The organism is Solirhodobacter sp. (genome assembly GCF_964715405.1).
Genome location: NZ_CBAICG010000003.1, coordinates 12827 through 38250 on the forward strand (window position 1 = coordinate 12827; position 25424 = coordinate 38250).

The window sequence follows — 25424 nt, forward strand, 5'->3', positions numbered from 1 at the left end:
CCGCCAAAAGAACACCGGCAACCATCATCGCCCGAAACATCGCGCACCTCCGTGATGCGGGTTAAACGCAGGCACCGCGGCTCCGGTTCACCATGCGGCCATATTGCCACTCGGCGGATTCGGGCGTAGAACCTCGGCCATGCTGCGCTTTTTCGACATCGGCGACCGCGCCCGCCTGCCTTGGCGCTTTTACGGGGCGACCTGCTCCGTTCTCGCCCGACTCTGAGCGGGTGCCTGCGCGCGCCTGCGCGCCACCTTGCCTGACCCGATATCCCCCATTCCGCGAGAGATTGAGCCATGTCCGCTCCCCGTACGCTCTATGACAAAATCTGGGACGACCATGTCGTCCAGCAATCCGACGACGGCACCTGCCTGCTGTATATCGACCGTCACCTCGTGCATGAGGTCACGTCGCCGCAGGCGTTCGAAGGCCTGCGCCTGACCAACCGCAAGGTGCGCGCGCCCGAAAAGACCATCGCCGTGCCCGACCACAACGTGCCCACCACGCCGGGGCGTGAGACCCACATCGACAACGAGGAAAGCCGGATTCAGGTCGAGGCGCTCGACAAGAACGCGCGTGATTTCGGGGTGGTCTACTATCCGGTGTCTGACGTGCGGCAAGGCATCGTGCATATCGTCGGGCCGGAACAGGGCTGGACCCTGCCGGGGATGACCGTCGTCTGCGGTGACAGCCATACCGCGACCCACGGCGCCTTCGGCGCGCTGGCGCATGGCATCGGTACCTCGGAAGTGGAGCACGTGCTGGCGACCCAGACGCTGATCCAGAAGAAGTCAAAGAACATGAAGGTGGAAATCACCGGCAGCTTGCGCCCCGGCGTCACCGCCAAGGACATCACGCTCAGCGTCATCGGCGCCACCGGCACCGCGGGCGGCAACGGCCATGTCATCGAATACTGCGGTCAGGCGATCCGCGAACTGTCGATGGAAGGCCGCATGACCGTGTGCAACATGGCGATCGAGGGCGGCGCCCGCGCCGGCCTGATCGCGCCGGACGAAAAGACCTTCGCCTATGTCATGGGCCGCCCGCACGCCCCGAAAGGCGCGCAGTGGGAGGTCGCGATGGCCTACTGGGCGACACTGTTCACCGACGAGGGCGCGCATTTCGACAAGGTCGTGACGCTGAAGGGCGAGGATATCGCCCCTGTCGTCACCTGGGGCACCAGCCCCGAAGACGTGCTGCCGATCACCGGCGTGGTGCCCGCGGCCGCGGATTTCCACGGCGGCAAGGTCGAGGCGGCGCAACGGTCGCTGGACTACATGGGCCTGACGCCGGGCACCAAGCTGACCGACATCAAGATCGACACGGTGTTCATCGGCTCCTGCACCAACGGCCGGATCGAGGATCTGCGGGCGGCGGCGGCGGTGCTGAAGGGGCGTAAGATCGCGCCGGGGATGCGCGCGATGGTGGTGCCCGGATCGGGCCTCGTGCGCGCGCTGGCCGAGGAAGAGGGGCTGGCGCAGATCTTCATCGACGCCGGGATGGAATGGCGGCTGGCCGGCTGCTCGATGTGCCTTGCGATGAACCCCGACCAGTTGTCGCCGGGCGAGCGTTGCGCGGCGACCAGCAACCGCAACTTCGAGGGCCGTCAGGGCCGCGGCGGACGCACCCACCTGCTTTCCCCCGCGATGGCGGCGGCGGCGGCGATCACCGGGCATCTGACCGATATCCGCGAGATGATGGGCGAGGAAGTGTGATGCGCATCCATTCCATTCGCGTCAAGAACTTCAAGACACTGCGGGATGTCCATATGAAGGACATCCCGAACTTCGCTGTTCTCATTGGCGCGAACGGAACCGGAAAAACGTCGTTCATAGACGTATTCGGATTTCTGCGAGACTGCTTGGTGCATAACGTAAGGACAGCGGTGCAGAAGCGCGCTGGGTTCGCACAATTAGTCTCGCGCGGCCATGAAGGCGAAGCAATCGAGATTGAGCTAAAAGTTCAGCTAGACTTTGAAAAAGAAGGCAAATCACGCACTGTAACTTACCGCGTCGAAGTTGCAGAAGAGGGCAGAAAGATCGTTGTTGTTAGAGAGATTCTGAGCTTTCGTCGCCGGGGCAACAAGGGACAACCATTCCATTTTATCGATTTCACAAGGGGGGAAGGTCAAGCCGTCGAAGAAACCGCAGATTCTTTTGATGCCGTTCTTGACTACACACAACTCAATCGAGAACCATTTACCTTGGATGGACCCGATATCCTTGCGCTTAAGGCGTTAGGCCAGTTCAAGCGGTTCGAGGCAGCGAGTCAACTGCGCGAGTTGATCGAGGGGTGGAGTGTAAGCGATTTTCATATCGAAAAAGCTCGTCCAGAGCCGGATGCCGCTCCAGCGGAACACCTGAATGAGGACGGGTCGAATCTTGCACTCTACGCCCAGTATCTGAACGAAAACCATCCCAACATTTTCAAAGGGCTGTTGAGGCAGATGGCCGAGCGCGTTCCCGGCATTGCGGAGGTCCGTCCTGAGGATACAGGCGATGGACGTGTTGCGCTGCGGTTTCGGGATGCTGCTTTCGACAAAGGTTTTCTTGCGCGATATGTGTCGGACGGGACCATCAAGATGTTCGCCTATCTTGCGCTTCTTGCCGACCCGGACCCGCATCCGCTTCTTTGTATCGAGGAGCCCGAGAACCAGCTTTACCCGAGCCTCCTCGCAATCCTCGCAGAGGAGTTTGCCGCCTACACGCAGGCGCGCAAGAACAAGGCGCAGGTCTTCGTCACAACCCATTCGCCCGATTTCCTCAGCGCTGTGCCGCTAGAGTCGATCTACTGGATGCAAAAGGAGAGCGGATTCACGACCATCCATCGGGCTGGCGACGACGCGCAATTGAAGGCTCTCGTTGCGGAAGGTGACCGCCCCGGTTGGTTGTGGCGCGAAGGGCTGTTTAGTGGGGCGGACCCTCTATGACGCTCGTCATTCTTACGGAAGAGCCTTCGATGAAGACGACTCTCGAACATATCCTTCCCAAGCTTGGTATAGACTTGGGAAGCGTGACGATCATCGCTCATCAGGGTAAGAGTGATTTAGAGCGCTCGATCCCAAGAAAACTCCGAGGATGGCAGGTGCCAGGCGCGCGTTTTCTGATCCTCCGCGACAATGATCGCGGAGATTGTAGAGCGCGAAAAACACTTCTGTGGACACTCGTTAACGCTGCCGGAAAGGCCGGGCATAGCAAGGTCAGGATCGTTTGCCAAGAACTTGAAGCATGGTTCCTTGCAGACCTGCCAGCACTTGTCGCTGCCGGTTATGTAGCTACAGGGAAGTATCCGAAGTTCTCAACAAAAGACCCCGACGCGATCCCTCATCCGGCCGAGGAGATGGATAGGATCCGCCCCGGGTATGGAAAGATGATCGGCGCATCCGAAATTGCTCCGTATCTGGATACAAGCAACACACGCTCGGCCAGCTTTCGCAACACCATTCAGGCGATCCGCGACCTGACCGCCGCCTAAGGAGAAGATAACATGGACAAATTCACCACCCTCACCGGAGTCGCGGCGCCGATGCCGCTGGTCAACATTGACACCGACATGATCATCCCCAAGCAGTTCCTGAAGACCATCGCCCGCACCGGCCTTGGCAAGAACCTGTTCGACGAGATGCGCTACACGCTCGACGGGGCGGAAATCCCCGGCTTCGTGCTGAACCAGCCGGCTTATCGGAACGCCGAGATCCTCGTGGCGGGCGAAAACTTCGGCTGCGGCTCGTCGCGCGAACATGCGCCCTGGGCGCTGTTGGATTTCGGCATCCGCTGCGTGATCTCGACCAGCTTTGCCGACATCTTCTTCAGCAACTGCTTCAAGAACGGCATCCTGCCGATCGTGCTGCCGAAGGAAGCGGTGGACGTGCTGATGGACGACGCCCGCAAGGGCGCCAACGCCCGCATCACGGTGGACCTGGAAAGCCAGACCGTCACCACCTCGGACGGGCAAAGCTTTGCCTTCGACGTTGACCAGTTCAAGAAACACTGCCTTCTGAATGGGTTGGATGACATCGCGTTGACGCTGGAAAAGGCCAAGGCGATCGACAGCTACGAGGCCAGGAACGGCACGCTGCACCCCTGGGTGTGAGCCCGCGTTCAACCGCAAGAAGGGGTCGCCTGCCGGGCGGCCCCTTTTTTGCCGCCAAATTGATGCAAAGTAGCGACAGATTCTCCTTCAAAGCGCCGCAGCAAAAGAACTTTCTTAAGAAGCCATTGATCGGCTGCGTGAAAGAAGGCAAAACTTGGGCACGTTTGAGGCGAAGCGCCACAATTGGCGCGACCGACTAGGAACAAGGGGGCGGCATCGCACCTCCCCCGTCCGGGTTGAGGGAAGAAGAGCGGTGGTTCACAGGGTTCCGGGCGCGATCATTCGCGCACTGTTGATTGTTGTCATGCTGGCCACGCCCGCATTGCTGTTGCCTGGCGGCAGCACGGATGTGACGCAAGCCATTGCCTTTGTTGCCATCTTTGCGGGTGCGCTGACGTTTTCCGAATATGCCTCGGCCTATCCGGGGCTGATCGAGTTTCGCTATGCGCCGCCGTTCAACCGCATCCGCTACGTCTCGCTCTTGCTCACCGTCTTCCTGCTGACGGTGATCTGCCGTGGCCATGACGACCCGACACCCTTCGCCGCATTCGTGCAGGCGATCGGCACGGTGATCGGCCGCGCGATCGACATTCCCTACAGCCCGGTGCGGCTGATCACGCTGATGCTGCCGGTCGATACGCCCTCTGCCCAAGTCGCCCTGGTGCGCACCGCGGCGGGCATGGCCTATCTGATCTCGCTTCTGATGCTGTCGATCTTTGTCGTGGTGCTGAAGGTGTTCCGCTGGCCCGCCAACCACGGCGCCTTCAACGTCTGGGTCAACCTGCCGACGTTCGACCCCACCGTGGGAGGCGATGTCGTCGCGCGGCTCGAACGCGATGCGCGCTTTAACATTGCGTTAGGGTTTCTGCTGCCATTCCTGGTGCCTGCCGTGGTGAAGGCGGCGGCGACCTCGCTACAGCCGATCACGCTTGATGCGCCGCAGACGCTGATCTGGACAATCTCGGCATGGGCCTTTCTTCCCGCTTCACTCTTCATGCGCGGCATCGCGATGGGCCGCATCGCCGACATGATCCGCGAAAAGCGCCGCCAGAACGGCGCGGCCAGGGCCGGATCGTTGCAGCCGGTCTGATCTGGCTGCTGGCCGGGGCCGCCTTGGCGGAACCACTGCGGCTTGCGATCTACACGGTCGAGCTGGCCCGCAAGGGCCCGGCGCTGCTGTTGCAGGCCATCGCCGGGGGCAAGGATGCGCAGGTCGCGGCCTCTGTCGCTGTGATCGCCCGCGTGAACCCCGACGTGATCCTGCTGACCGGGTTCGACTGGGATGACGGGCAGGCCGCGCTGTCGGCCTATGCCGACCGGCTGGCGCAGGCGGGGGCCGCCTATCCGTTCCGCTTTTCCGTCCGGCCCAATACCGGGATGCCAACCGGCCTTGATCTCGATGGCGACGGGCGGCTGGGCGGGGCGGGTGACGCGCAGGGGTTCGGCGCCTTCACCGGGCAGGGGGGAATGGCGGTCCTGTCGCGTCTGCCGGTGGATGTCACGGCCTCGCGCGATTTTTCGGGCTTTCTCTGGCGCGACCTGCCGGAGGGGCAGCTTGACGCCGCAGGGCTGCCCGCGGGCGCGGCCCCGATCCTGCGGCTGGCCGAGACGGGCGCCTGGGATATTGCACTGACCCGTCCGGGCGGCGCCACCCTTCACCTGCTGGCCTTCGCCGCCAGTCCGCCGGTGTTCGACGGGCCGGAAGACCGCAACGGCCGCCGCAACCACGACCAGATCGCGTTCTGGCAGGCGCTGCTGGATGGTCGTCTGCCCATCCCGCCACCCAAGGGGCCGTTTGTGCTGCTGGGCGACGCGAACCTCGACCCGGCCGATGGCGACGGGCAGCACGCGGCGATCCGAGCGCTGCTGGCCGATCCACGCCTGATCGACCCCGCGCCGTCCAGCACCGGGGCCGTCAAGGCCGCGCTGCTGCCGGTGAACGCGGGCCACGCCGGTGATCCCGGCCGCCCGACCGTGCTGTGGGACAAGCCGGGCCAGCCGGGCAGCCTGCGCGTCGACTATGTGCTGCCCTCGGCCGGGCTTGCCGTGACGGGCGCGGGCGTGTTCTGGCCCGCTCAGGGGGAACCAGGGGCCGCAGACGCCGCCACCGCCTCACGCCACCGTCTGGTCTGGGTGGGCCTTGACCTGCCCTGAGCGCACCGCGCCCAAGGCCACGGCCTCCTCGGCCGCGATCCGGTTCAGCGGGGTCAGGCGGAAATCGGGCAGCAAGCGGTGGAACATCGCGCCGGACAGTTCGTGGGGGGTGTCGTAAAGGTAGCGCATCTCGGTCAGTTCGCGCGCCAGTTCCCAGACCGGCGAGGCCAGCCGCATCAGCCACCACGGGAAGCCGCCGATGCGCAGCGTCTTGCCGGTGGCTTCCTCCAGCGCCTGCTTCCATTCGTTCAGGCTGACGGTCACACCGGGGAACGCCACGTCGGCGAAGGCTGGCAGTTGGTCGCGCATTTCGGCCAGTGCCACGGCGGCGCGCGTCATGTCGGGGATATGGGCATAGGCGCGGCGCACGTCGGGGCGACCCATCGCGGTGATGCGGCCCTTCGCCAGCCCTTTCAGCACCACCATGTCCAGAATCGTCCTGGCGTTGCCGGGGTCGATGAAATCGCCACCGCGCAGGATGATGGTGTGAACGCCGTCAGCGGCGGCCTTGCGATAGGCGGCCTCCAGTTCGGCGCGGATGCGGCCCTTGCGGGCAACCGGGCGGTGCGGCGTGGCCTCGTCCCAAGGCCCCGGCTGGTCGCCGAAGACGTAGGCGTTGCCCGGCACGATCACCGTGGCGCCGCTCGCCTTTGCGGCGGCGATCACCTGCGCGGTGATCTGCGGCAACAACGTCTTCCAGTCGTGGTAGGCGGGCGGGTTCATCGCGTTGACGATCACATCGGCGCCCTGCGCATCGCGGGCCATGTCGCCGGTCTTGCGGTCAAAGCGGCGCACCTGCCACCCGGCGGCGGCAAAGGCACGGGCGGCAGCGGCACCAAAGACGCCCGAGGCGCCGAGGATAAGGACGGTTCCGGTCATCATGTTCTCCTGTCTTTGTCGGTTGCGAAGAAAGGTAAGCTATGCCTTGATGTATTGAAACTGCGGATCTTCGCATGTTAGGCATTCACAAATGAATAGAATTGATCCCCTCGACTGGTCACTGATCCGCTCGATCCTCGCCGTGGCCGAGGCGGGATCGCTTTCGGCCGCCGCGCGCGACCTTGGGCTCAGCCAGCCGACGCTGGGTCGTCAGGTGCAGGCGGCCGAGGCGGCGCTGGGTGTTGCGGTCTTCCGCCGCCATCCCCGCGGGCTGGAGCTGACCGAGGCGGGCGCCGCCCTGCTGGAACCGGCACGCGAGATGCGGGCGGCGGCGGCCAGGCTGTCGCTGCTGGCGGCGGGGCGCGAAACCCGGCTGTCGGGCACCGTGCGGATCAGCGCCAGCATGGTGACAGCGCATCATACGCTGCCGCCGATCCTTGCCCGCCTGCGCGCCGAGGAACCCGAGATCGAGATCGAGCTGCACGCCTCGGACGCCAGCGACAACCTGTTGTGGCGCGAGGCCGACATTGCCGTGCGCATGTATCGCCCCGATCAGCCCGACCTGATCGCGCGGCATCTGGGCGACAGTCGGCTGGGCGTGTTCGGCGCCCAAGGCTACCTTGACCGTCGCGGCGTGCCGCTGACCGCCGAGGACATGATGCGGCACGATTGGGTCGGCCTCGATCGGTCGGACCTGATGCTGGAAGGGTTCCGCGCGCTGGGCCAGCCGGTGGACCGGCATTTCTTCCGGCTGCGCTGCGACGATCAGGCGGCGAACTGGGCGCTGGTGCGGGCGGGCGCGGGGCTTGGCATTGCGCAACTGGCCGTGGCGCGGGCGGCACCGGGAATGGTGCAGGTGGTCCCCGACCTGCCGCTGCCCGCGCTGCCGGTCTGGCTGACGGCGGCCGAGGCGCTGCGCGACACGCCCCGCCTGCGCCGGGTCTGGGATGCGCTGGCCGAGGGGCTGGCGGCCGTCGTGGCTGCTTGATTCCGTTCCGGCGAAGGGCTAGGCCAGCCACGTCAATTCACGGAGCGGCGCACATGAGCAATCCTTCCCTTCTGATCCTTCCCGGCGACGGCATCGGCCCCGAAGTCATGGCCGAAGTGCGCCGCATCATCGACTGGCTGGGCGCGAAGCGGGGCATCCATTTCGACGTGTCCGAGGGGCTGGTGGGCGGCTGCGCCTATGACAAATACGGCACCCCCTTGCATGACGACACGATGGCCGCGGCGCAGGCGGCGGACGCGGTGCTGCTGGGCGCCGTCGGCGGGCCGAAGTATGACAGCCTGCCGTTTGCGCTGAAGCCCGAACGCGGACTGCTGCGGCTGCGCAAGGAGATGGACCTTTACGCCAACCTGCGCCCGGCGCAGTGCTTTGACGCGCTGGCCGATTTCTCGTCGCTGAAGAAGGACGTGGTGGCCGGCCTCGACATCATGATCGTGCGCGAACTCACCTCGGGGGTCTACTTCGGCGAGCCGCGCGGCATCTTCACCGAGGGCAACGAGCGCGTCGGCATCAACACCCAGCGCTATACCGAGTCCGAGATTGCCCGCGTGGCCCGCTCGGCGTTCGAACTGGCGCGCAAGCGGCACAACAAGGTCTGCTCGATGGAGAAGGCCAACGTGATGGAATCGGGTGTGCTCTGGCGCGAGGTCGTGCAGAAGGTGCACGACGAGGAATACCCCGATGTTGCGCTGTCGCACATGTATGCCGACAACGGCGCGATGCAGCTGGTGCGCTGGCCCAAGCAGTTCGACGTGATCGTGACCGACAACCTCTTTGGCGACATCCTGTCGGATTGTGCGGCGATGCTGACCGGTTCGCTGGGGATGCTGCCCTCGGCCAGCCTCGGCGCGCCGATGGCGAACGGGCGGCCCAAGGCGCTTTACGAACCCGTGCACGGCTCGGCGCCCGACATCGCCGGGCAGGGCAAGGCCAACCCGATCGCCAGCATCCTGTCGTTCGCGATGGCGCTGCGCTATTCGTTCGGGATGGGCGACGAGGCCGCGCGGGTTGAAGCGGCGGTGGAAAAGGTGCTCGCCGATGGCGTTCGCACTGCCGACCTGATGGGGCCGGAGGGCGGCACCCCGGTCACGACCACCGGCATGGGCGACGCGATCCTCGCCGCATTGGACGCGAGCCTCTGAGGCAGGCCAGAGCGGCCTGACGCCGGGAGCGGCGCGAGCCTCGCGCCGCGCCGTTACTGCTTGATGACGAAGTTCCGCATCATCTCGGCCCGCTTGAAGAAGCCGGGTCCGAGCTGAACAACCCGGTTGTCGTGCCGCCAGAGCCAGGCCGCGCCTTCGATCAGCGCACCGTTCGCGTCGATCTTCACCACCACGCGGTTCTTGCTGCGCGTCGAATTGCCGGAGCCCTTCCCGGTGCAGTCCTTCTTGAGGAACTTCTCGCCCTGCGCCCGCGCGGCGGGGTACTCGGCAAGCAGCTCGATGCCCATGTAGTAGGCGTTCGGTGTATCGCTGTTGGTCGTTCCCTTGACGATCCCGCCCTGCAGCAGTCCGAGGTCGTCGGCCCAGCTTTTGTGTTCTTGGTCGTTTTCGCTATACGCAAGAACCACACCCATCGCCGTTCCCTTCGCTTGTGGCCAATCGTCGCCGAGCATGACACCGGGCCCCGGCTTCACCAACGGAAATGCTGACCTTTCTGCCGCCGCGCCGCACAATCGGCCGTGATCGGCGGTGCAAATCAGCCAGGTCGGCGCCCCCGGCTCATTGCGTCCCCGCCGGGTCAATTGGGCTGGCGATGAACCGGTAGTGGCCGATGCTGCGCGGGTGGGCGGTGCCCGCCGGGCCGCAGCGCCTCGGTCATGGTCTGCATGCCGACGGGGAACAGCCCGATCGCCCCCAGATCCGTCAGGAGGCCCGCCGCCATTCGCCGCCTTGTGCTTCGCGGCAAGGATCATGCCTGGACCGGAAACACCCAACCGCAGGCCTAGACGCGCCGCGGGATGGGAGCCCGCTCTGGGCATTCCCGGCTGTTGGCGCTAACCTTGCCGGTGTTCGAGCGATCTGAAGGCCATCACGACCATGCGGATGACAAACAACCTCCGGGGTGCGCTGATTGCGCTTCTGGGCTTCGGGCTTTTCTCGACGCATGATGCCATCATCAAGCATCTGGGCGTCGAATACACCGCGTTCCAGATCATCTTCTTCCGCACGCTGATGAGCTTTCCGCTGATCACCGTGATGCTGATGCAGGACAAGTCGGCGGGCCACCTGCGACCGAACCATCCGTGGTGGATCACGCTGCGCATGGCGTCCGACATGCTGGCCGGGGCCGGGGCCTTCTACGCCTTTTCGGTGCTGCCGCTGGCGCAGGTCTATGCGATGCTGTTCGCCTCGCCCTTGCTGATCACCGTGCTGGCGATCCCGATCCTGGGCGAGCGGGTGCGGTTGCGGCGCGGGTTGGCGGTGCTGACCGGCCTGATCGGCGTGCTGATCGTGCTGCGCCCCGGCGCGGTGCCGATCAGCCTGGGCCATATCGCGGCGATGGCCTCGGCGGTGGGGGGCGCGACCTCGTCGATCATCGCGCGCAAGATCGGGCAGGACGAACGCAGCGCGGTGATCCTGCTTTACCCGATGATGGCGAACTTCCTGGTGATGGGGGCGCTGATGCCCTTCGTCTATGTGCCGATGCCGGTCGGCGACCTTGGCGGCATGACGCTGGTCGCGGTCTTCGCCATCGTGGCGGGCCTTTGCACCATCACCGCCTATCGCAATGCCGAGGCGATGATCGTGGCGCCGATGCAATACTCCCAGATCCTCTGGGCGATCCTGTTCGGCTGGCTGTTCTTCAACGAAGGGATCGACGGCTACACCGCGCTGGGCATCGCCGTCATCATCGGCAGCGGCCTTTACATCCTGTTCCGCGAAAGCGGGTCGGGGGTGTCCGACAACCGCCCGGTGTCGCACACCCGGTCACGCCCCGATGCCGGGCCGGGCTCGCGGATCGGCGCCTTCCTGAACCGCAACCGCACACAGGAGTGACCCCTTGCAAATCCCCTGCCGAGTCGGTAACTCCCGCGCATCGGTCGGAGTGTAGCGCAGTCTGGTAGCGCACCTGCTTCGGGAGCAGGGGGTCGGAGGTTCGAATCCTCTCACTCCGACCAGATTTTTCCCAAGATCACGGCGCCTTGCGCGCGGCGAGCCCCGAGATGATCTCGTCGTCGCCCCCGGACCTGGCCTCCAGATGCCCGGTCTGCAACCGCTGCAACTCGGCCAGCTTCTCCCACTGGCGCGCCATCTGGTAGTCGAACCGCTCGTGCAGTTGGCGGATTTCCAGCTCGGCCTTCAGGTTCACCTGGTAATCGTTCTCCGACCGCACGCGGTCTTTCGTTTCCTGGCGTTTCTGGCTCATCATGATCACCGGCGCCTGGATCGCCGCGATGCACGACAGCACGAGGTTCAAGAGGATGTAGGGGTAGGGATCGAAGGGCCCGCGGAACATGTTGATCGAGTTCAGAGCGATCCAGCCCAGCAGAACGACCATGAAGACCCCGATGAAGGTCCACGAGCCGCCGAACGAGGCGACATGGTCGGCCATGCGCTCGCCGAAGGTCTCTTCCTCCAGAATCTGCTCTTCCGGGTTCTGCGCCAGGATCTCGCCGGTTTCGAAGCTTTCGATCACCTCACGGTCCAGCGCCGTCAACTCGCCGCGTTCCTCTTCCAGCAGGTCTTCGAGGTAAAGCCGCCGGTAGCGGGCCAGATCATCGCGACAGACGCGGTCACCATGCGTGATGTCGGGGTGGTCCTTGCGCATCAGGTCGTAGATGCCTGGCCGGATCGACCGGGCGGACCGCAGGTCGGCCGCGTCGCAGGTCTTGCCGCAGACGGCACAGGTGCCGTCGTGTGACGCGTCGTCAATGTCGTTGGCGCGGTCCCGCATTGCACCTTGCCCCCTGCGGTGGATGGCGCCCGGAGCAGCCTTTGACCCCGGGGCCTGGAGTCACTCATCGGGTTGACCAAAAGCCGATTTCGCCCGATTTGTAAATTCGATTGCCCGACACATCAATTTGATCAAAGACAAGCTAGCTGCAATGTGGATCGGGCAATGTGGATCGGGCGGATGGCGAGCATGAAGACCTGTGCCAGTATCTTGGTGGTGGTGCTTGGCCTCGCCGTGTTCGCGCCGATGCTGGCCACGGCCGGGTCTGCGCCCGCGGTCGAGCCCCTTGCGGTGCAGATCGTCACGGTTGCCCACACGAGCGACACCCGAAGCCTGTCGCTGACCGGAGAGGTCGCGCCGCGTGACACGCTGTCGGCCTCGTTCCCGACCTCGGGGCGGGTCGTGGCGATGCTGGTGCAGCGCGGCGATCATGTCGCGGCGGGCGCGCCACTGGCCCGCATCGACGCGGTGCAGCAGGATCAGGCGCTGCGCTCGGCCGGGGCGGCACTGACCACGGCGCAGGCGAGCGCCGCCAAGGCCCGCGACGATGCCGACCGCCAGGACGGCTTGCTGGAACAGGGTGCGACGACCCGGAGTGCGCGCGACACCGCCGCCGACACCCTGCGCGCGGCCGAAGCAGGCGTGGCCCAGGCCGAGGCCGATCTGGACCGCGCGACGAAGGCGGTGGCCGATACCGTGATGACCGCCCCCGCCGACGCCACCGTGACCGACCGGATGGCGGAACTGGGTCAGGTCGTCGGCGCCGCGCAGCCGGTGATGACGCTGGCGCTGGGCGAGCGCTACGATGCGATCTTCGAGGTGCCGGAGGTGTTGCTGACCACGCTGCCACTGGCGCCGCCACAGGTGAAGGTGTCGCCGGTCGACCGCCCCGAGGTTTCGGTGATCGGCACGCTGCGGCAGATCTCGCCGCTGGTCGATGCAAGCCGGGGCACGGTGAAGATCACCGTGGCGATGCCGTCCTTGCCGCCGGGGGTCAGCTTTGGCGATGCCGTCGTCGGCACGGTTCAGCGCGCCGACCCGGCGCAGATCAGCCTGCCGTGGTCGGCGATTTCCGCCACGGCCGACGGCCCCGCCGTCTGGGTGGTCGATCCGGCGACCCATGCCGTGACGCTGCGCCCGGTGCAGGTGCTGCGCTACGAAACCGGGCGGATCGTGCTGGCGGGCGGGGTCAGCGACGGGGAACAGGTGGTGGGTCTGGGGGCGAGCCTGCTTTATCCCGGCCGTGTGGTTCGCGCGGTGGAGGTGAAGTGATGCGTCTGATTGCGCTCATGGCCCTGCCGCTGGCGCTGGCCGCCTGCAAACAGGATGCGCCCGCCCCGGTGCCGCCGCGCCCGGTGGTGTCGGATGTGGTCACGCCGCGGTCCGGGTTGCAGCCAAGCTATGTCGGCACCGTGGCCGCCCGGACCGAGACCGATCTGGGCTTTCCGATCAACGGCACGCTGGCCGCGCGCCCGGTGGAGGAAGGCGATGTCGTGGCCACCGGCGCGACGCTCGCGCTGCTTGACCCGCAGGATCTGGATGCCGACGTCCGCGCCGCCGAGGCGGGGGTGACGGTGGCCGCGGCGAAGTTGAATTCGGCGCAGGATGCGGCCGACCGGGCCAACGAACTGGTGGCCAAGGGGGTCGACAGTCCCGCGACGGCCGAGGCCGCGAAAAGCGCGCTGGCGGCCGCCACGGCGCGGCTGGCGCAGGCACAGGCGGCGCTGGCACAGGCGCAAGACCTGCGCGGTCTCGCCACGCTGAGCGCGCCGCAGGACGGGGTGGTGACCCAGGTCGATGCCCAGCCCGGCGCCAAGCTGACGGCGGGCCAGCCAGTGCTGCGCCTCTCCGCCACGGGCGAGCGGGAGGTGGTGATCGACCTCAGTGATCAGGACGTGGCGGGGATTTCGCCGGGGGCCGTGTTCCGGGTCCGGCTGGAGGTGGCGAAAGCGATCGCCTCCACCGCGACGCTGCGGGCGATTGATCCGGTGTCGGACCGCGCCACCCGCACGCGGCGGCTGCACCTGACGCTGGCCGACGATGCCTCGCCCGCGTTCCGGCTGGGTGCGCTGGTGCTGGTGGAAACCGACGCCCGGATGGCAGCGCGGCTGACGCTGCCGGTGACGGCGCTGATCGGGGGCGGCAGCGATGTCTGGGTCGTGGACCGCTCTGCGGGTCTGGTGCATCGCACCGCGTTGCAGCTTGGGCCGGTGACGGGCGAGCGGGTGCTGGTGCTGGCGGGGCTGACCACGGGCCAGGAGGTCATCGTGAAGGGCGTGAACTCGATCGAGGACGGGCAGGCCGTGGGCCCGAGCGTGGTGAAATGAAGGGCTTCAACCTGTCGGACTGGGCGCTGAACCACCGGTCGTTCGTGTGGTTCCTGATGCTGGTCTGCCTGATCGCCGGCGTGATGTCCTACCTGACCATAGGCCGGGAGGAAGACCCGAACTTCGCTGTCAAGACGATGATCATCACCGCCTCGCTGCCCGGCGCCTCGGTCGAGGATACGGTGAGCCAGGTCACCGACCGGATCGAGAAGAAGCTGACCGACCTGCCGGAGCTTGACTTCACCCGCTCGATCACCCGGCCGGGGCAGTCCATCGTCTACGTCAACCTGCTGGCCACGACCAAACCGGGGCAGTTGCCGCGCATCTGGCAGAAGGTGCGCAACATGATGGCCGACATCCGCCCCGACTTCCCGCAGGAATTCCAGGGCTTCGCCTTCAACGACGATTTCGGCGACGTCTACGGCAACATCTACGCCTTCACCGCCGACGGCTTTACCCCGCGCGAATTGCGCGACCATATCGATGCGGTCCAGCGCGCGGTGCAGGCGCTGCCGGATGCGGGCAAGGTCGGCGTCTTCGGCACCCAGGACGAGGTGATCTATCTTGAATTCTCCACCCGCAAGCTGGCCGCGCTGGGCCTGAACCAGCAGGCGGTGCTGGCCACCTTGCAGGCGCAGAACGCGATCCTGCCCTCGGGCGTGATCGACGCCGGGCCGGAACGGGTGCAGGTGCGCGTGGGCGGCCAGTTTTCCGGCGCGCAGAGCCTGGCCGACGTGAACCTGCGGGTGGGCGACCGGTTCTTCCGGTTGACCGACGTGGCGGACATCAAGCGCGGCTACGTCGATCCGCCAACGTCGCTTTTTCGCTATGACGGCCAGCCCGCGATCGGGTTGCAGGTCGGCATGAAGCCGGGCGCCAACATCGTCGATTTCGGCAAGGAACTGGCGGGCGTGATCCAGAAGACCGAGGCGCACCTGCCCATCGGCATCGCCGTGCATCAGGTCGCCGACCAGCCGGGTGTGGTGCAGGATGCGGTGGGCGGCTTCATCAGGGCGCTGGCCGAGGCGGTGGTGATCGTGCTGGCGGTCAGCTTCATCAGCCTGGGCCTTCGGGCCGGGCTGGTGGTGACGATCACCATCCCGCTGGTGCTGGCGATCACTTTCGTGGTGATGCAGTACGCCGGTTTCACGCTGCAACGCATCTCGCTTGGGGCGCTGATCATCGCGCTGGGGCTGCTGGTGGACGATGCGATGATCACCATCGAGACGATGATCTCGCAGCTTGAAGCCGGGCAAAGCCTGAAGAAGGCAGCCTCCTACGCCTGGACCTCGATCGCCTTTCCGATGTTGTCGGGCACCCTGGTGACGCTGACCGGGTTCATCCCGATCGGGCTGAACAACTCGGCGGCGGGCGAGTTCACGTTCTCGCTGTTCGTTGTCATCGCGGTCTCGCTGATCGTCTCTTGGATCGCCGCGGTGCTGTTCGCGCCGCTGCTGGGCGTGACGATGCTGCCCAAAAGCCTGCCGCATCACGACCCCGCGCCGGGCAGGGTGCGCCGCGTCTTCCACCGTGTGCTGCGCGCCGCGATGGGGTTCCGCTGGGTGACCATCAGCCTGACCCTCGCCGTCTTCGCGCTGTCGATCTACGGCATGAAGTTTGTCGAACAGCAGTTCTTCCCCTCCTCCGACCGGCCCGAACTGCTGGTGGACGTGACGCTGCCCGCCAATGCCTCGATCGCCGACACCAGGGCGCAGATGGACCGGCTGGAGGCGGATCTGAAGGGCGATCCCGATGCAAGGTTCTGGTCGTCCTATGTGGGTCTGGGGGCGCCGCGGTTCATCCTGTCCTATGACGTGCAGACGCCGGGGCCGAATGTCGGGCAGATCGTGATCCAGACGCCCGGCGTGGCGGAACGCGACCGGCTTCGGGCGAAGATCGAGACGGCGGCGGCGACCGATTTCCCCGGCGTCGACATTTTCGCCAAGCTGCTGGAGATCGGCCCCCCGGTGGGCCGCCCGGTGCAGTACCGCCTGAGCGGCCCCGACATCGGCACGCTGCGCGACAAGGCGCGCGATCTGGCGGCGGTGATGGCGAGTGATCCGCGCCTGACCTCCATCGTGATGGACTGGAACGAACCGGCGCGCGTGGTGCGCATCGACATCCTGCAGGACAAGGCGCGGCAACTGGGCCTGACCTCGAAGGACATCGCCTCGGCGCTGAACGCGGTCTATGCCGGGCAGACGATCACCCAGTTGCGCGACGACACCTACCTGATCAACATCGCGGTGCGGGGCGACGATGCGGCGCGCGCCTCGATCGAGGCGCTTTACGGGCTGCAACTCAACGGGTCCGGCGGGGCGCCGATCCCGCTAAGCTCGGTCGCGGTGTTCCGCTACGATACCGAGCCGCCGATGATTTCGCAGCGCAATCAGGTGCCGACGATCACGGTGCAGGCGGCGATTACCGGCAAGGACCAGGCGGCGACGCTGGTCACCGCCCTTGCGCCGAAGATCGCGGCTTTCGACGCGGCGCTGCCGCCGGGCTATCACGTCACGGTTGGCGGCACGGTGGAATCGAGCGCGCAGAGCCAGGCGCCCATCGCGGCGGTGGTGCCCTTGATGCTGTTGATCATGGTCACGCTGGTGATGGCGCAGATGCAGGGCTTCCGGCTCAGCTTCATCGTGTTCTGCGCGGCGCCGCTGGGCCTGGTCGGGGTGGTGGCGGCGTTGTTGCCGTCGCACGCACCGCTTGGCTTCGTCGCGATCCTGGGGGTGCTGGCGCTGATCGGCATCCTGATCCGCAACTCGATCATCCTGGTGCACGAGATCGAGGTCTTGCGCGAGGACGGGATGGCCGACTGGGACGCGGTGTTCAAGGCGTCCGACAGCCGGGCGCGGCCGATCCTGCTGACGGCCGCCGCCGCCAGCCTTGCGCTGATCCCGATCTCGCGCGAGATTTTCTGGGGGCCGATGGCCTATGCGATGATGGGCGGCATCATCGCGGGCACGATCATCACGCTGGTCTTCGTGCCCGCGCTTTACGTCGCGGTGTTCCGTTTGCGGCCGGAGGCTTGAGGTGGCGCTGATCCCGGTTTCCGCGCGCGGCACGCCGCGCGAGGTTGGCCGCGCGATGGGGGCCTTTGGCGCCGATGCGATGCGGCGGCTGGTGCTGCCCTCGGCCTACTGGGCGCGCACCGTGGCCCAGGCGGGCAGTGACCGGGTGCGGGCGATGGAGGCGGCGGCGCGGGGGCATCTGCCGGATATCGTTGCGGAAATCGAGGGCCTCGCCGAGGGGCTGGGGCTGCCGTTCGATCAGGTCTTCACCTGGTGCTGCCGGGGCGACCTGCGGTCCGACGTGCCGGAAGGCTGCACCACGGTGATGGTGCCGGGAGAGCCGCGGGTGATCGCGCACAACGAGGATGGCGGGCCGGAGGAGCTGAACGACTGCGGGCTGCTGCTGGCCGAACCGGCCGGGGCGCCTGCCTTCGCGGCGTTCCTCTATCCCGGCTCGGTGCCCGGCACCGCCTTCGGGGTGAACGACGCGGGGCTGGTCGTCACGGTGAACAACATCCGGGCGCTGACCAAGCCGCCGGGTGTGCCGCGCATGGTGCTGGGGCGGGCGATGATGGGGTGCCGCACGCTGGATCAGGCGGTCGCGCTGATCCGGGCGGTGCCGCGTGCGGGCGGCTTTCACTTCGCGATGGCGCAGGCGGGGGATGGGCGGTTGCTGAGCGTGGAGTTCACAGGCGAACGCGTCTCGGTGGTAAAGGTGGCGCAACCTATGGCCCATGCCAACCACCTGATCCACCCCGGCATGGCCGACCAGCCGCAGCGGATCACGCAGTCTTCGGGCGACCGGCAGGCGCGGGCCGGGGCGTTGCTGGGGCGCGACCCGCTGGCGGTCCTGCAGGATGACGCGGGGCCGGGCCTGCCGATCCTGCGGCGCGATCCGGATGATCCGGATGAGGAGAACACGGTGGTCTCGCTGGTGGCAACGGTGGGCGACACCGTGACGGTGGCGATCCACGACCCCGGCGCGGCGGTGGCGGGGGTGGTGCTGCGGGTGGCCGGGGGGCGGATTTCGGGCGGGTGAGGGCCGGGCAGACGCGGGGGCTGTCTGCCCCCGCACCCCCGAGGATACTTTTGGACCGAAAATGAAGCGGGCGGCGCTCAGGCCGCTTCGCGCAGCTTCGCCGTGGCGGCGAGCACGAGCGGGTCGATGCCGGGGCGGCCGGTGTCGACGATCTCGAAGAGTTGCTTGCGCATCCGGGGTTCCCAGAAATCCTTGATGTGGGCGGTGACCCGCGTCACCCGCTCGGCCTCGGGCTGCGAGGTGAAAAAGGTGGCGATCTGGTTGGCCATGTAGATCAGCTTGTCAGGCGACATTCTGCGACGCTCCGGTATCCATCCGTGACGGATGGGAGAAAAGGGTAAAGCCGCCGTCGCGCACCAGCGCGGCGATGGTGAGGCCCGCGCCTTCGGCCAGCCGCAGGGCGTGGGCGGTGGGGGCGGAGGCGGCGATGAGGACGGGGGCCCCGGCGACGGCGCATTTCTGCACCATCTCGACGCTGACGCGGCTGGTCAGCACGATCGCACCCTGCGTCGGGTCGATCCCGGCCCGCGCCATCGCCCCGATCAGCTTGTCGAGCGCGTTGTGGCGGCCGACATCCTCGCGCGCCAGGATCAGGCCGGTGCCGGGGCGGTAGAACCCGGCGGCATGCACAGCGCGGGTCTGGTCGTGCAAGGGCTGGGCGTTGCGAAGGGCTTCGCTGGCGGCCAGCACGTCGGCGGCAGTCAGGCGCAGGCCACTGTCGGGGACCGGCGTCACCGGATGCAGCGCCTCATCCAGGCTGTCGATGCCGCAAAGGCCGCAGCCGACCGGCCCGGCCATCGCGCGGCGGCGGGCGGTCATCGCCGCGGCGCGATCGTCGGCAAGCCACATCCGCACCTCGATGCCCTGCCCGTGCTCCACGATCTCCATCCGCTCGATCTGGGCGGGGCTGGCGATGACGTGTTCGGTGAGCGAGAAGCCGAGGGCGAAGTCTTCAAGGTCATCCGGTGTGGCCATCATCACGGCCTGGGTGGTGCCATTGTAGACGATGGCCACCGGCGTTTCCTCGGGCAGGGCGCGCGCGCCGCTGTGCACACCGCCCGGACGGACGGTGACGCAAGGTACGCTGGCGGCCCGGCGTGCCATCACTCGGCGGCCGGCAGGATGCGGCGGGCCATTTCGGCCTGCGCGTCGTAGTCCACCTGCCACGCGGTCGGCCCGTTGGAGGGCGAGACCTGCACCGCCGTCACCTTGTATTCCGGGCAGTTGGTCGCCCAGTCGGAATAGTCGGTGGTGATGACGTTGGCCTGGGTCGTGGGGTGGTGGAAGGTGGTGTAGACCACGCCGGGCGAGACGCGGTCGGTGATGCGGGCGCGCAGCGAGGTATCGCCCGCGCGGCTGGCGACGCGGACGAAATCACCCTCCTTGATGCCGCGCAGTTCGGCATCGTGCGGATGGATCTCCAGCAGATCCTCGGGGTGCCAGGCGGTGTTGGCGGTGCGCCGGGTCTGGGCGCCGACGTTGTACTGGCTGAGGATGCGGCCGGTGGTCAAGAGCAGCGGGAATCGCGGGCCGGTCTTTTCATCGGTCGCCACATATTCGGTGTTGATGAACTTGCCCTTGCCGCGCACGAAGCCATCGACGTGCATCAGCGGCGTGCCCTCGGGGGCGGCGTCGTTGCAGGGCCACTGGACCGAGCCCATCGTCTCGATCTTCTCGTAGCTGACGCCAGCGAAGCTGGGCGTGGTGGCCGAGATTTCCGCCATGATCTGGCTGGGGTGGGTGTAGCCCCAGCCCGCGCCCATCGCATTGGCCAGCATCTGGGTGATTTCCCAATCGGCATAGCCGTTCTTCGGCGCCATGACCTTGCGGACCATATTGATGCGGCGCTCGGCGTTGGTGAAGGTGCCGTCCTTTTCGAGGAAGGTCGAGCCGGGCAGGAAGACGTGGGCGTAGTTCGCGGTTTCGTTCAGGAAGAGGTCGTGAACGATGACACATTCCATCGCCTTCAGACCCGCCGCGACGTGGTGGGTGTCGGGGTCGGATTGCAGGATGTCTTCGCCCTGGATGTAGATGCCCTTGAAGGTGCCATCGACGGCGGCATCCAGCATGTTGGGGATGCGCAGGCCGGGTTCGGGCGAGATTTCGACGCCCCAGAGCTTTTCGAAGATGTCGCGCACGTCGGCATTCTTGACGTGCCGGTAGCCCGGCAGTTCGTGCGGGAACGACCCCATGTCGCACGAGCCCTGCACGTTGTTCTGGCCGCGCAGCGGGTTCACCCCCACGCCGGGGCGGCCGATGTTGCCGGTGAGCATGGCCAGGTTGGCGATGCCGATCACGGTGGTGGAGCCTTGGGAGTGTTCGGTGACGCCCAGCCCGTAGTAGATCGCGCCGTTGCCACCGGTGGCGAACATGCGGGCGGCGGCGCGCAGGTCGGCGGCGGGCACGCCGGTATTGGCCTCGGTCGCCTCGGGCGAATGGCGCGGGTCGCTGACGAATTCGGCGTAGTGCTGGAACTCGTCCCAGTCGCAGCGGGTGCGGATGAACTGTTCGTTCATCAACCCTTCGGTGACGATGACATGGGCCAGCGAGGTGACGACGGCAACGTTGGTGCCCGGCTTCAGCGGCAGGTGATAGGCCGCCTTGATGTGCGCCGATTTCACCAGATCAATCCGGCGCGGGTCGATGACGATCAACTTGGCACCCTTGCGCAGCCGTTTCTTCAGGCGGCTGGCAAAGACCGGGTGGCCATCGGTCGGGTTGGCACCGATCACGATCACCACGTCGGTCTGTTCGACCGAGTCGAAGTCCTGGGTGCCGGCCGAGGTGCCGAAGGTCTGGCCAAGGCCATAACCCGTGGGCGAGTGGCAGACGCGGGCGCAGGTGTCGGTGTTGTTGTTGCCGAAGACGGCGCGGGTCAGCTTCTGCACGAGGTAGGTTTCCTCGTTGGTGCAGCGCGACGAGGTGATGACGCCGATCGAGTCCTTGCCATGGCTTGCCTGCAAGGCGCGCAGGCGGGTGGCGGCAAAGCTCAGCGCCTCGTCCCAGCCGACTTCGCGCCACGGGTCTTCCACCCGCTCGCGGATCATCGGCTTCAGGATGCGGTCCTGATGCTGGGCATAGCCCCAGGCGAAGCGGCCCTTGACGCAGGAATGGCCGCGGTTGGCCTTGCCGTTCTTGTAGGGCGTCATGCGGACCAGTTCATCGCCGCGCATTTCCGCCTTGAACGAACAGCCTACGCCGCAATAGGCGCAGGTGGTGATGACCGCATGCGAGGGCGTGCCGATCTCGATGACGGATTTCTCCTGCAAGGTCGCGGTCGGGCAGGCCTGCACGCAGGCGCCGCAGGACACGCATTCCGACGACAGGAACGTGTCGACAGACATGCCCGCCGACACGCGGCTGTCCCAGCCGCGGCCCTGAATCGTCAGCGCGAAGGTGCCCTGCACCTCTTCGCAGGCCCGCACGCAGCGCGAGCAGACGATGCATTTCGACGGATCGTAACTGAAGTAGGGGTTGGAGTCGTCCTTCGGCAGCCATTGCGGGTTGGCCTCGCCGGTGGCGGCTTTGGGCTTGAAGTGGGTGTCGATGGCTTCATAGCGCACGTCGCGCAGGCCGACGGCCCCGGCCATATCCTGCAACTCGCAATCGCCGTTGGCCGAGCAGGTCAGGCAATCCAGCGGGTGGTCCGAAATGTAAAGCTCCATCACGCCGCGCCGCAGCGTCTTGAGCTTGCCGGTTTGCGTGTGCACGACCATGCCCGCCGCGACCGGCGTGGTGCAGGAGGCGGGCGTGCCCGCGCGGCCCTCGATCTCCACCAGGCAGAGGCGGCAGGATCCGAAGGCATCGACCGAGTCGGTGGCGCAGAGCTTGGGCACCGAAATCCCGGCCTCTTTCGCCGCGCGCATCACCGAGGTGCCCGCCGGAACGGTGACGTGGAAGCCATCCACCGTCAGCGTCACCAGTTCCTTGGCCTTGCTGGCCGGGGTGCCGTAATCGGCATCGGGCAGGATGAAGTCTTTCATTCGGCGGCCTCCAGATGGGTGGCGTGGAAATCTTCCGGGAAGTGGGTCAGCGCGCTCATCACCGGGTAGGGGGTGAAGCCGCCAAGGGCGCAGAGCGAGCCGAGCTTCATCGTGTTGCACAGATCGGTCAGGATCGGGATCGCCGCGGCGTCGCCCTTGGCGATGCGGTCCACCGTTTCCACGCCGCGCACCGCGCCGATGCGGCAGGGGGTGCATTTGCCACAGGATTCGATGGCGCAGAACTCCATCGCGAAGCGGGCCATCTTCAGCATGTCGGTGCTGTCGTCGAACACGGTCAGCCCGGCGTGGCCGATCAGGCCCTCCTTGCCCGCGAATTCCTCATAGCCGAACGGCGTGTCGAACAGCGCACGGGGGAAGTAGGCCCCCAGCGGGCCGCCGACCTGCACCGCCTTGACCGGGCGACCCGAGGCGGTGCCGCCCGCGATGTCATCCACGATCTGGCCGAGTGTGAGGCCGAAGGCGGTCTCAAAAAGCCCGCCGTGACGCACGTTGCCCGCGATCTGCAACGGGATGGTGCCGCGCGACCGGCCAAGGCCGAAATCCTTGTAGAAGGCCGCGCCGCGTTCGAAGATCACCGGGATGGTGGCAAGGCTGATGACGTTGTTGACCACGGTCGGCTTGCCGAGGAACCCCTCCAGCGCGGGCAGCGGCGGCTTGGCGCGGACCACGCCGCGCTTGCCTTCGAGCGAATTGAGCAGCGAGGTCTCCTCGCCGCAGACATAGGCACCCGCGCCGACCCGCACCCACATGTCGAACGCGCGGCCGGAGTCGAGGACGCTTGGCCCGATGACGCCAGCGGCGCGGGCCACGGTCAGCGCGGCTTCCATCACCTCGATCGCGTCGGGGTATTCCGAACGCATGTAGACGTAGCCGCGCGTGGCGCCGACGCCCAGCCCGGCGATCGCCATGCCCTCGATCAGGGTGAAGGGGTCGCCCTCCATCAGCATGCGGTCGGCGAAGGTGGCGCTGTCGCCCTCATCGGCGTTGCAGACGATGTATTTCTGGTCGGCTTTCGCGCGGGCGACGGTGTCCCACTTGATGCCGGTCGGGAAGCCCGCGCCGCCCCGGCCGCGCAAACCGCTGTCCTTCACCTCGGCGACGATCTGTTCGGACGAGAGGTCCAGCGCGCGGCGCAGGCCCTTCAGCCCGCCGTGGGCTTCATAGTCGGTCAGCGACAGCGGGTCGATCCGGCCGCAGCGGGCGAAGGTCAGGCGGGTCTGGTTGGCGAGGAAGGGGATCTTTTCCGTCAGGCCAAGGGCCAGCGAATGCTCGCCGAACTGCGCGTCGAAGAGCGCGGGCACGTCGGCGGCGGTGACCGGGCCGAAGGCGAGACGGCCTGCGGGCGTTTCCACCTCGACCAGCGGCTCGAGCCAGACCATGCCGCGGCTGCCGTTGCGCACCAGCGTCACGTCAAGGCCACGGGCCTTCGCCTCGGTCCGCATGGCGGCGGCGACGGCCTCGGCCCCAAGTCCCTTGGCGGCGGCGTCGCGGGGAACGTAGATCTTCATGCGCCGCACTCCGACAGGATCGCGTCCAGCTTCGCGGCATCGACCCGGCCGACGACCTTGCCATCGACCAGCGCCGCCGGGCCGCAGGCGCAGAGGCCAAGGCAGAACACCGGCTCCAGCGTGACGGCGCCATTCGCCGTGGTGCCGTGGAAATCGACCCCCAGCCGCGCCTTGGCATGGGCGGCCAGCGCATTGGCGCCCTGCGCCTGACAGGCCTCGGCGCGGCACAGCTTCACCACATGGCGCCCCGCGGGTTCGGTGCGGAAGTCGTGGTAGAACGACATCACCCCATGCACCTCGGCGCGGGACAGGTTCAGCTTTTCCGCGATGCGGGGCAGGGCCTCTTGCGGGACAAAGCCGAAGGCATGTTGCACGGCGTGCAGGATCGGCAGCAGCGGACCCTCCAGCGGGACAAGTTCGTCCACAATGTCATCGGTGCGCTGTGCAACCGCGTTTGCTGTCATGGTCTTCTCCTGCCTCGCGCCTGCGCATGCTTTTGCGCGCAGTTGGCCCGCGTTTCAATATCAAATTCCCGTTGGTCGATAGTTTTCGGCTATCGGCCGCTCAGGCCTCCGATATCGCACCCGCCTCCTGCATCAGCGCGGCCAAAACCGGCGTGTGGGGTTCGCGATGCGGCGCGATCAGGCCGACGAGGTGTTCCACTTCGGGGTCGCGGATCGGGATGATCCGCAGTTTCTTGCCCCGGGCGTGGAACTCGGCCAGCTTGGTCGGCAGGATCGTGGCCCAGCGGCCGCTGACGACATGGGCGATGATCACCACGGTGGAGTTCGATTCGACCGTCGGCCCCCCCGTCACCCCGGCGCGGGCCAACTGCTGGTCGATGATGCGCCGGTTCTGCATGTCGGGCGTCAGAAGACACAGCGCCGAGGCGCCGATTTCGGCCCAGCCGACATCGAGGCGTTCAAACAGGATGTGGCCCGGCGCGCAGACCAGCGTGTATTTTTCGCGGTAAAGCGGCACGCTGGTGACGCGGCCCAGTGGTTCATTGTCGAGGTAGGTCACGCCGGCTTCGATGTCGAGGTTTTCCAGCATCGCAAGGATCTCGATCGAGGTGCGCGAGTAGATGCTGAACCGCACGTTGGGATGCCGCTTGGCAAAGCGCATCGTCAGGTGTGACGCTACCGTCAGCGCGGTCGGGATCACCCCGATCCGGATGCGCCCCGACAGCCCCTGCCGGGCGGCGCGCATCTCTTCGCGCATGGTGCGGGTGTCGCCGACGATCTGGCGCGCCCATTCCAGCACGCGCTGCCCCTCGGGCGTCAGCCCGCCAAAGCGCGAGCCGCGCCAGACGAGCTGCACCCCCAACTGCTCCTCAAGCTGCTTGATCGCCACGGAAAGGCTGGGCTGCGTCACCCCGCACGTCTCGGCCGCACGGCCGAAGTGCTGCTCGCGGGCAAGGGCGATGAACATTTCCAGCTTGTCGATCATGGCGGCGAGCCTAGCACCGCACCGGGCGGAATACGACACCATCAAGGCCGCTGC

General features: G+C 66.7%; 22 protein-coding genes and 1 tRNA gene. 14 read left to right on the forward strand and 9 right to left on the reverse strand.

The annotated features are described in order from the left end of the window. Positions 1-297 precede the first annotated feature (297 nt). The 6 genes from leuC to AC11WY_RS01795 all read left to right on the forward strand — a co-directional run bounded on the left by leuC (position 298) and on the right by AC11WY_RS01795 (position 6247). Positions 298-1716 (forward strand): 3-isopropylmalate dehydratase large subunit, encoded by a 1419-nt coding sequence (gene leuC, locus AC11WY_RS01770; protein ID WP_482921916.1) that lies wholly within the window; start codon positions 298-300, stop codon positions 1714-1716. Then, complete coding sequence (locus AC11WY_RS01775; RefSeq protein ID WP_482921918.1) at positions 1716-2930, forward strand: AAA family ATPase; 1215 nt, start codon at positions 1716-1718, stop codon at positions 2928-2930. The genes leuC and AC11WY_RS01775 overlap by 1 nt, the downstream gene beginning before the upstream one ends. Positions 2931-2959: 29 nt before the next feature. Continuing rightward, positions 2960-3475, forward strand: coding sequence for a DUF4276 family protein (locus AC11WY_RS01780; protein ID WP_482921920.1), 516 nt, complete (start codon positions 2960-2962; stop codon positions 3473-3475). Positions 3476-3487: 12 nt separating this feature from the next. Further along, positions 3488-4093, forward strand: a complete 606-nt coding sequence (gene leuD / locus AC11WY_RS01785) for a 3-isopropylmalate dehydratase small subunit (protein ID WP_482921922.1) — start codon at positions 3488-3490, stop codon at positions 4091-4093. A gap of 304 nt (positions 4094-4397) precedes the next feature. After that, entirely contained in the window at positions 4398-5183 is a 786-nt protein-coding gene (locus AC11WY_RS01790) for a hypothetical protein (RefSeq protein ID WP_482921924.1), read from the forward strand. Positions 5184-5206: 23 nt separating this feature from the next. Continuing rightward, positions 5207-6247 carry an endonuclease/exonuclease/phosphatase family protein gene (locus AC11WY_RS01795; RefSeq protein ID WP_482921926.1) on the forward strand — a complete coding sequence of 347 codons (1041 nt, stop codon included), beginning with the start codon at positions 5207-5209 and terminating at the stop codon, positions 6245-6247. Here AC11WY_RS01795 and AC11WY_RS01800 read toward each other — a convergent pair. Next, positions 6206-7126: an NAD-dependent epimerase/dehydratase family protein gene (locus AC11WY_RS01800; protein WP_482921928.1), complete on the reverse strand. Its 921-nt coding sequence runs from the start codon at positions 7124-7126 to the stop codon at positions 6206-6208. The genes AC11WY_RS01795 and AC11WY_RS01800 overlap by 42 nt on opposite strands. Positions 7127-7217: 91 nt before the next feature. Between AC11WY_RS01800 and AC11WY_RS01805 the strand changes: the two genes are divergently transcribed. Together AC11WY_RS01805 and leuB are read left to right on the forward strand one after the other, a co-directional pair. Continuing rightward, the gene (locus tag AC11WY_RS01805) at positions 7218-8114 is read left to right on the forward strand and encodes a LysR family transcriptional regulator (protein ID WP_482921930.1); all 897 of its coding nucleotides are present in this window, start codon (positions 7218-7220) and stop codon (positions 8112-8114) included. A gap of 53 nt (positions 8115-8167) precedes the next feature. Beyond that, positions 8168-9274, forward strand: coding sequence for a 3-isopropylmalate dehydrogenase (gene leuB / locus AC11WY_RS01810; RefSeq protein ID WP_482921932.1), 1107 nt, complete (start codon positions 8168-8170; stop codon positions 9272-9274). A gap of 53 nt (positions 9275-9327) precedes the next feature. On the opposite strand, the gene AC11WY_RS01815 is transcribed toward leuB, so the two are convergent. Further along, positions 9328-9747 (reverse strand): hypothetical protein, encoded by a 420-nt coding sequence (locus tag AC11WY_RS01815; RefSeq protein WP_482921934.1) that lies wholly within the window; start codon positions 9745-9747, stop codon positions 9328-9330. A gap of 430 nt (positions 9748-10177) precedes the next feature. Between AC11WY_RS01815 and AC11WY_RS01820 the strand changes: the two genes are divergently transcribed. Next, positions 10178-11131: a DMT family transporter gene (locus AC11WY_RS01820; RefSeq protein WP_482921936.1), complete on the forward strand. Its 954-nt coding sequence runs from the start codon at positions 10178-10180 to the stop codon at positions 11129-11131. A 45-nt stretch (positions 11132-11176) separates the two neighbouring features. Next, positions 11177-11253, forward strand: a tRNA-Pro gene (locus AC11WY_RS01825). Between the two features lie 14 nt (positions 11254-11267). On the opposite strand, the gene AC11WY_RS01830 is transcribed toward AC11WY_RS01825, so the two are convergent. Then, on the reverse strand, positions 11268-12029 hold the full coding sequence (locus AC11WY_RS01830) for a DUF1003 domain-containing protein (protein WP_482921938.1): 762 nt from the start codon (positions 12027-12029) through the stop codon (positions 11268-11270). A gap of 189 nt (positions 12030-12218) precedes the next feature. On the opposite strand from AC11WY_RS01830, the gene AC11WY_RS01835 reads away from it, so the two are divergent. Genes AC11WY_RS01835 through AC11WY_RS01850 form a run of 4 tightly spaced genes read left to right on the forward strand, consistent with a single transcriptional unit; the run spans position 12219 to position 18409 of the window. Then, complete coding sequence (locus AC11WY_RS01835) at positions 12219-13301, forward strand: efflux RND transporter periplasmic adaptor subunit (protein WP_482921940.1); 1083 nt, start codon at positions 12219-12221, stop codon at positions 13299-13301. After that, a complete protein-coding gene (locus AC11WY_RS01840) occupies positions 13301-14356 on the forward strand; it encodes an efflux RND transporter periplasmic adaptor subunit (RefSeq protein ID WP_482921942.1) in 1056 nt (351 codons plus the stop codon). Before AC11WY_RS01835 ends, AC11WY_RS01840 begins: the two co-directional genes overlap by 1 nt. After that, positions 14353-17391 (forward strand): efflux RND transporter permease subunit, encoded by a 3039-nt coding sequence (locus AC11WY_RS01845; RefSeq protein ID WP_482921944.1) that lies wholly within the window; start codon positions 14353-14355, stop codon positions 17389-17391. Before AC11WY_RS01840 ends, AC11WY_RS01845 begins: the two co-directional genes overlap by 4 nt. 1 nt (position 17392) lies before the next feature. Further along, the gene (locus tag AC11WY_RS01850; RefSeq protein WP_482921946.1) at positions 17393-18409 is read left to right on the forward strand and encodes a C45 family autoproteolytic acyltransferase/hydrolase; all 1017 of its coding nucleotides are present in this window, start codon (positions 17393-17395) and stop codon (positions 18407-18409) included. A 77-nt stretch (positions 18410-18486) separates the two neighbouring features. Here AC11WY_RS01850 and AC11WY_RS01855 read toward each other — a convergent pair whose 3' ends face one another. The 6 genes from AC11WY_RS01855 to AC11WY_RS01880 all read right to left on the reverse strand — a co-directional run bounded on the left by AC11WY_RS01855 (position 18487) and on the right by AC11WY_RS01880 (position 25370). After that, positions 18487-18702 carry a formate dehydrogenase subunit delta gene (locus tag AC11WY_RS01855; RefSeq protein ID WP_482921948.1) on the reverse strand — a complete coding sequence of 72 codons (216 nt, stop codon included), beginning with the start codon at positions 18700-18702 and terminating at the stop codon, positions 18487-18489. Beyond that, on the reverse strand, positions 18692-19513 hold the full coding sequence (fdhD, locus tag AC11WY_RS01860) for a formate dehydrogenase accessory sulfurtransferase FdhD (RefSeq protein WP_482921950.1): 822 nt from the start codon (positions 19511-19513) through the stop codon (positions 18692-18694). The genes AC11WY_RS01855 and fdhD overlap by 11 nt, the downstream gene beginning before the upstream one ends. Further along, a complete protein-coding gene (gene fdhF / locus AC11WY_RS01865) occupies positions 19513-22392 on the reverse strand; it encodes a formate dehydrogenase subunit alpha (protein ID WP_482921952.1) in 2880 nt (959 codons plus the stop codon). Before fdhF ends, fdhD begins: the two co-directional genes overlap by 1 nt. Further along, the gene (locus AC11WY_RS01870) at positions 22389-23921 is read right to left on the reverse strand and encodes a formate dehydrogenase beta subunit (RefSeq protein WP_482921954.1); all 1533 of its coding nucleotides are present in this window, start codon (positions 23919-23921) and stop codon (positions 22389-22391) included. Before AC11WY_RS01870 ends, fdhF begins: the two co-directional genes overlap by 4 nt. After that, a complete protein-coding gene (locus AC11WY_RS01875) occupies positions 23918-24385 on the reverse strand; it encodes a formate dehydrogenase subunit gamma (RefSeq protein WP_482921956.1) in 468 nt (155 codons plus the stop codon). The genes AC11WY_RS01870 and AC11WY_RS01875 overlap by 4 nt, the downstream gene beginning before the upstream one ends. 100 nt (positions 24386-24485) lie before the next feature. Further along, positions 24486-25370, reverse strand: coding sequence for a LysR family transcriptional regulator (locus AC11WY_RS01880; protein ID WP_482921958.1), 885 nt, complete (start codon positions 25368-25370; stop codon positions 24486-24488). Between the last annotated feature and the right edge of the window lie 54 nt (positions 25371-25424).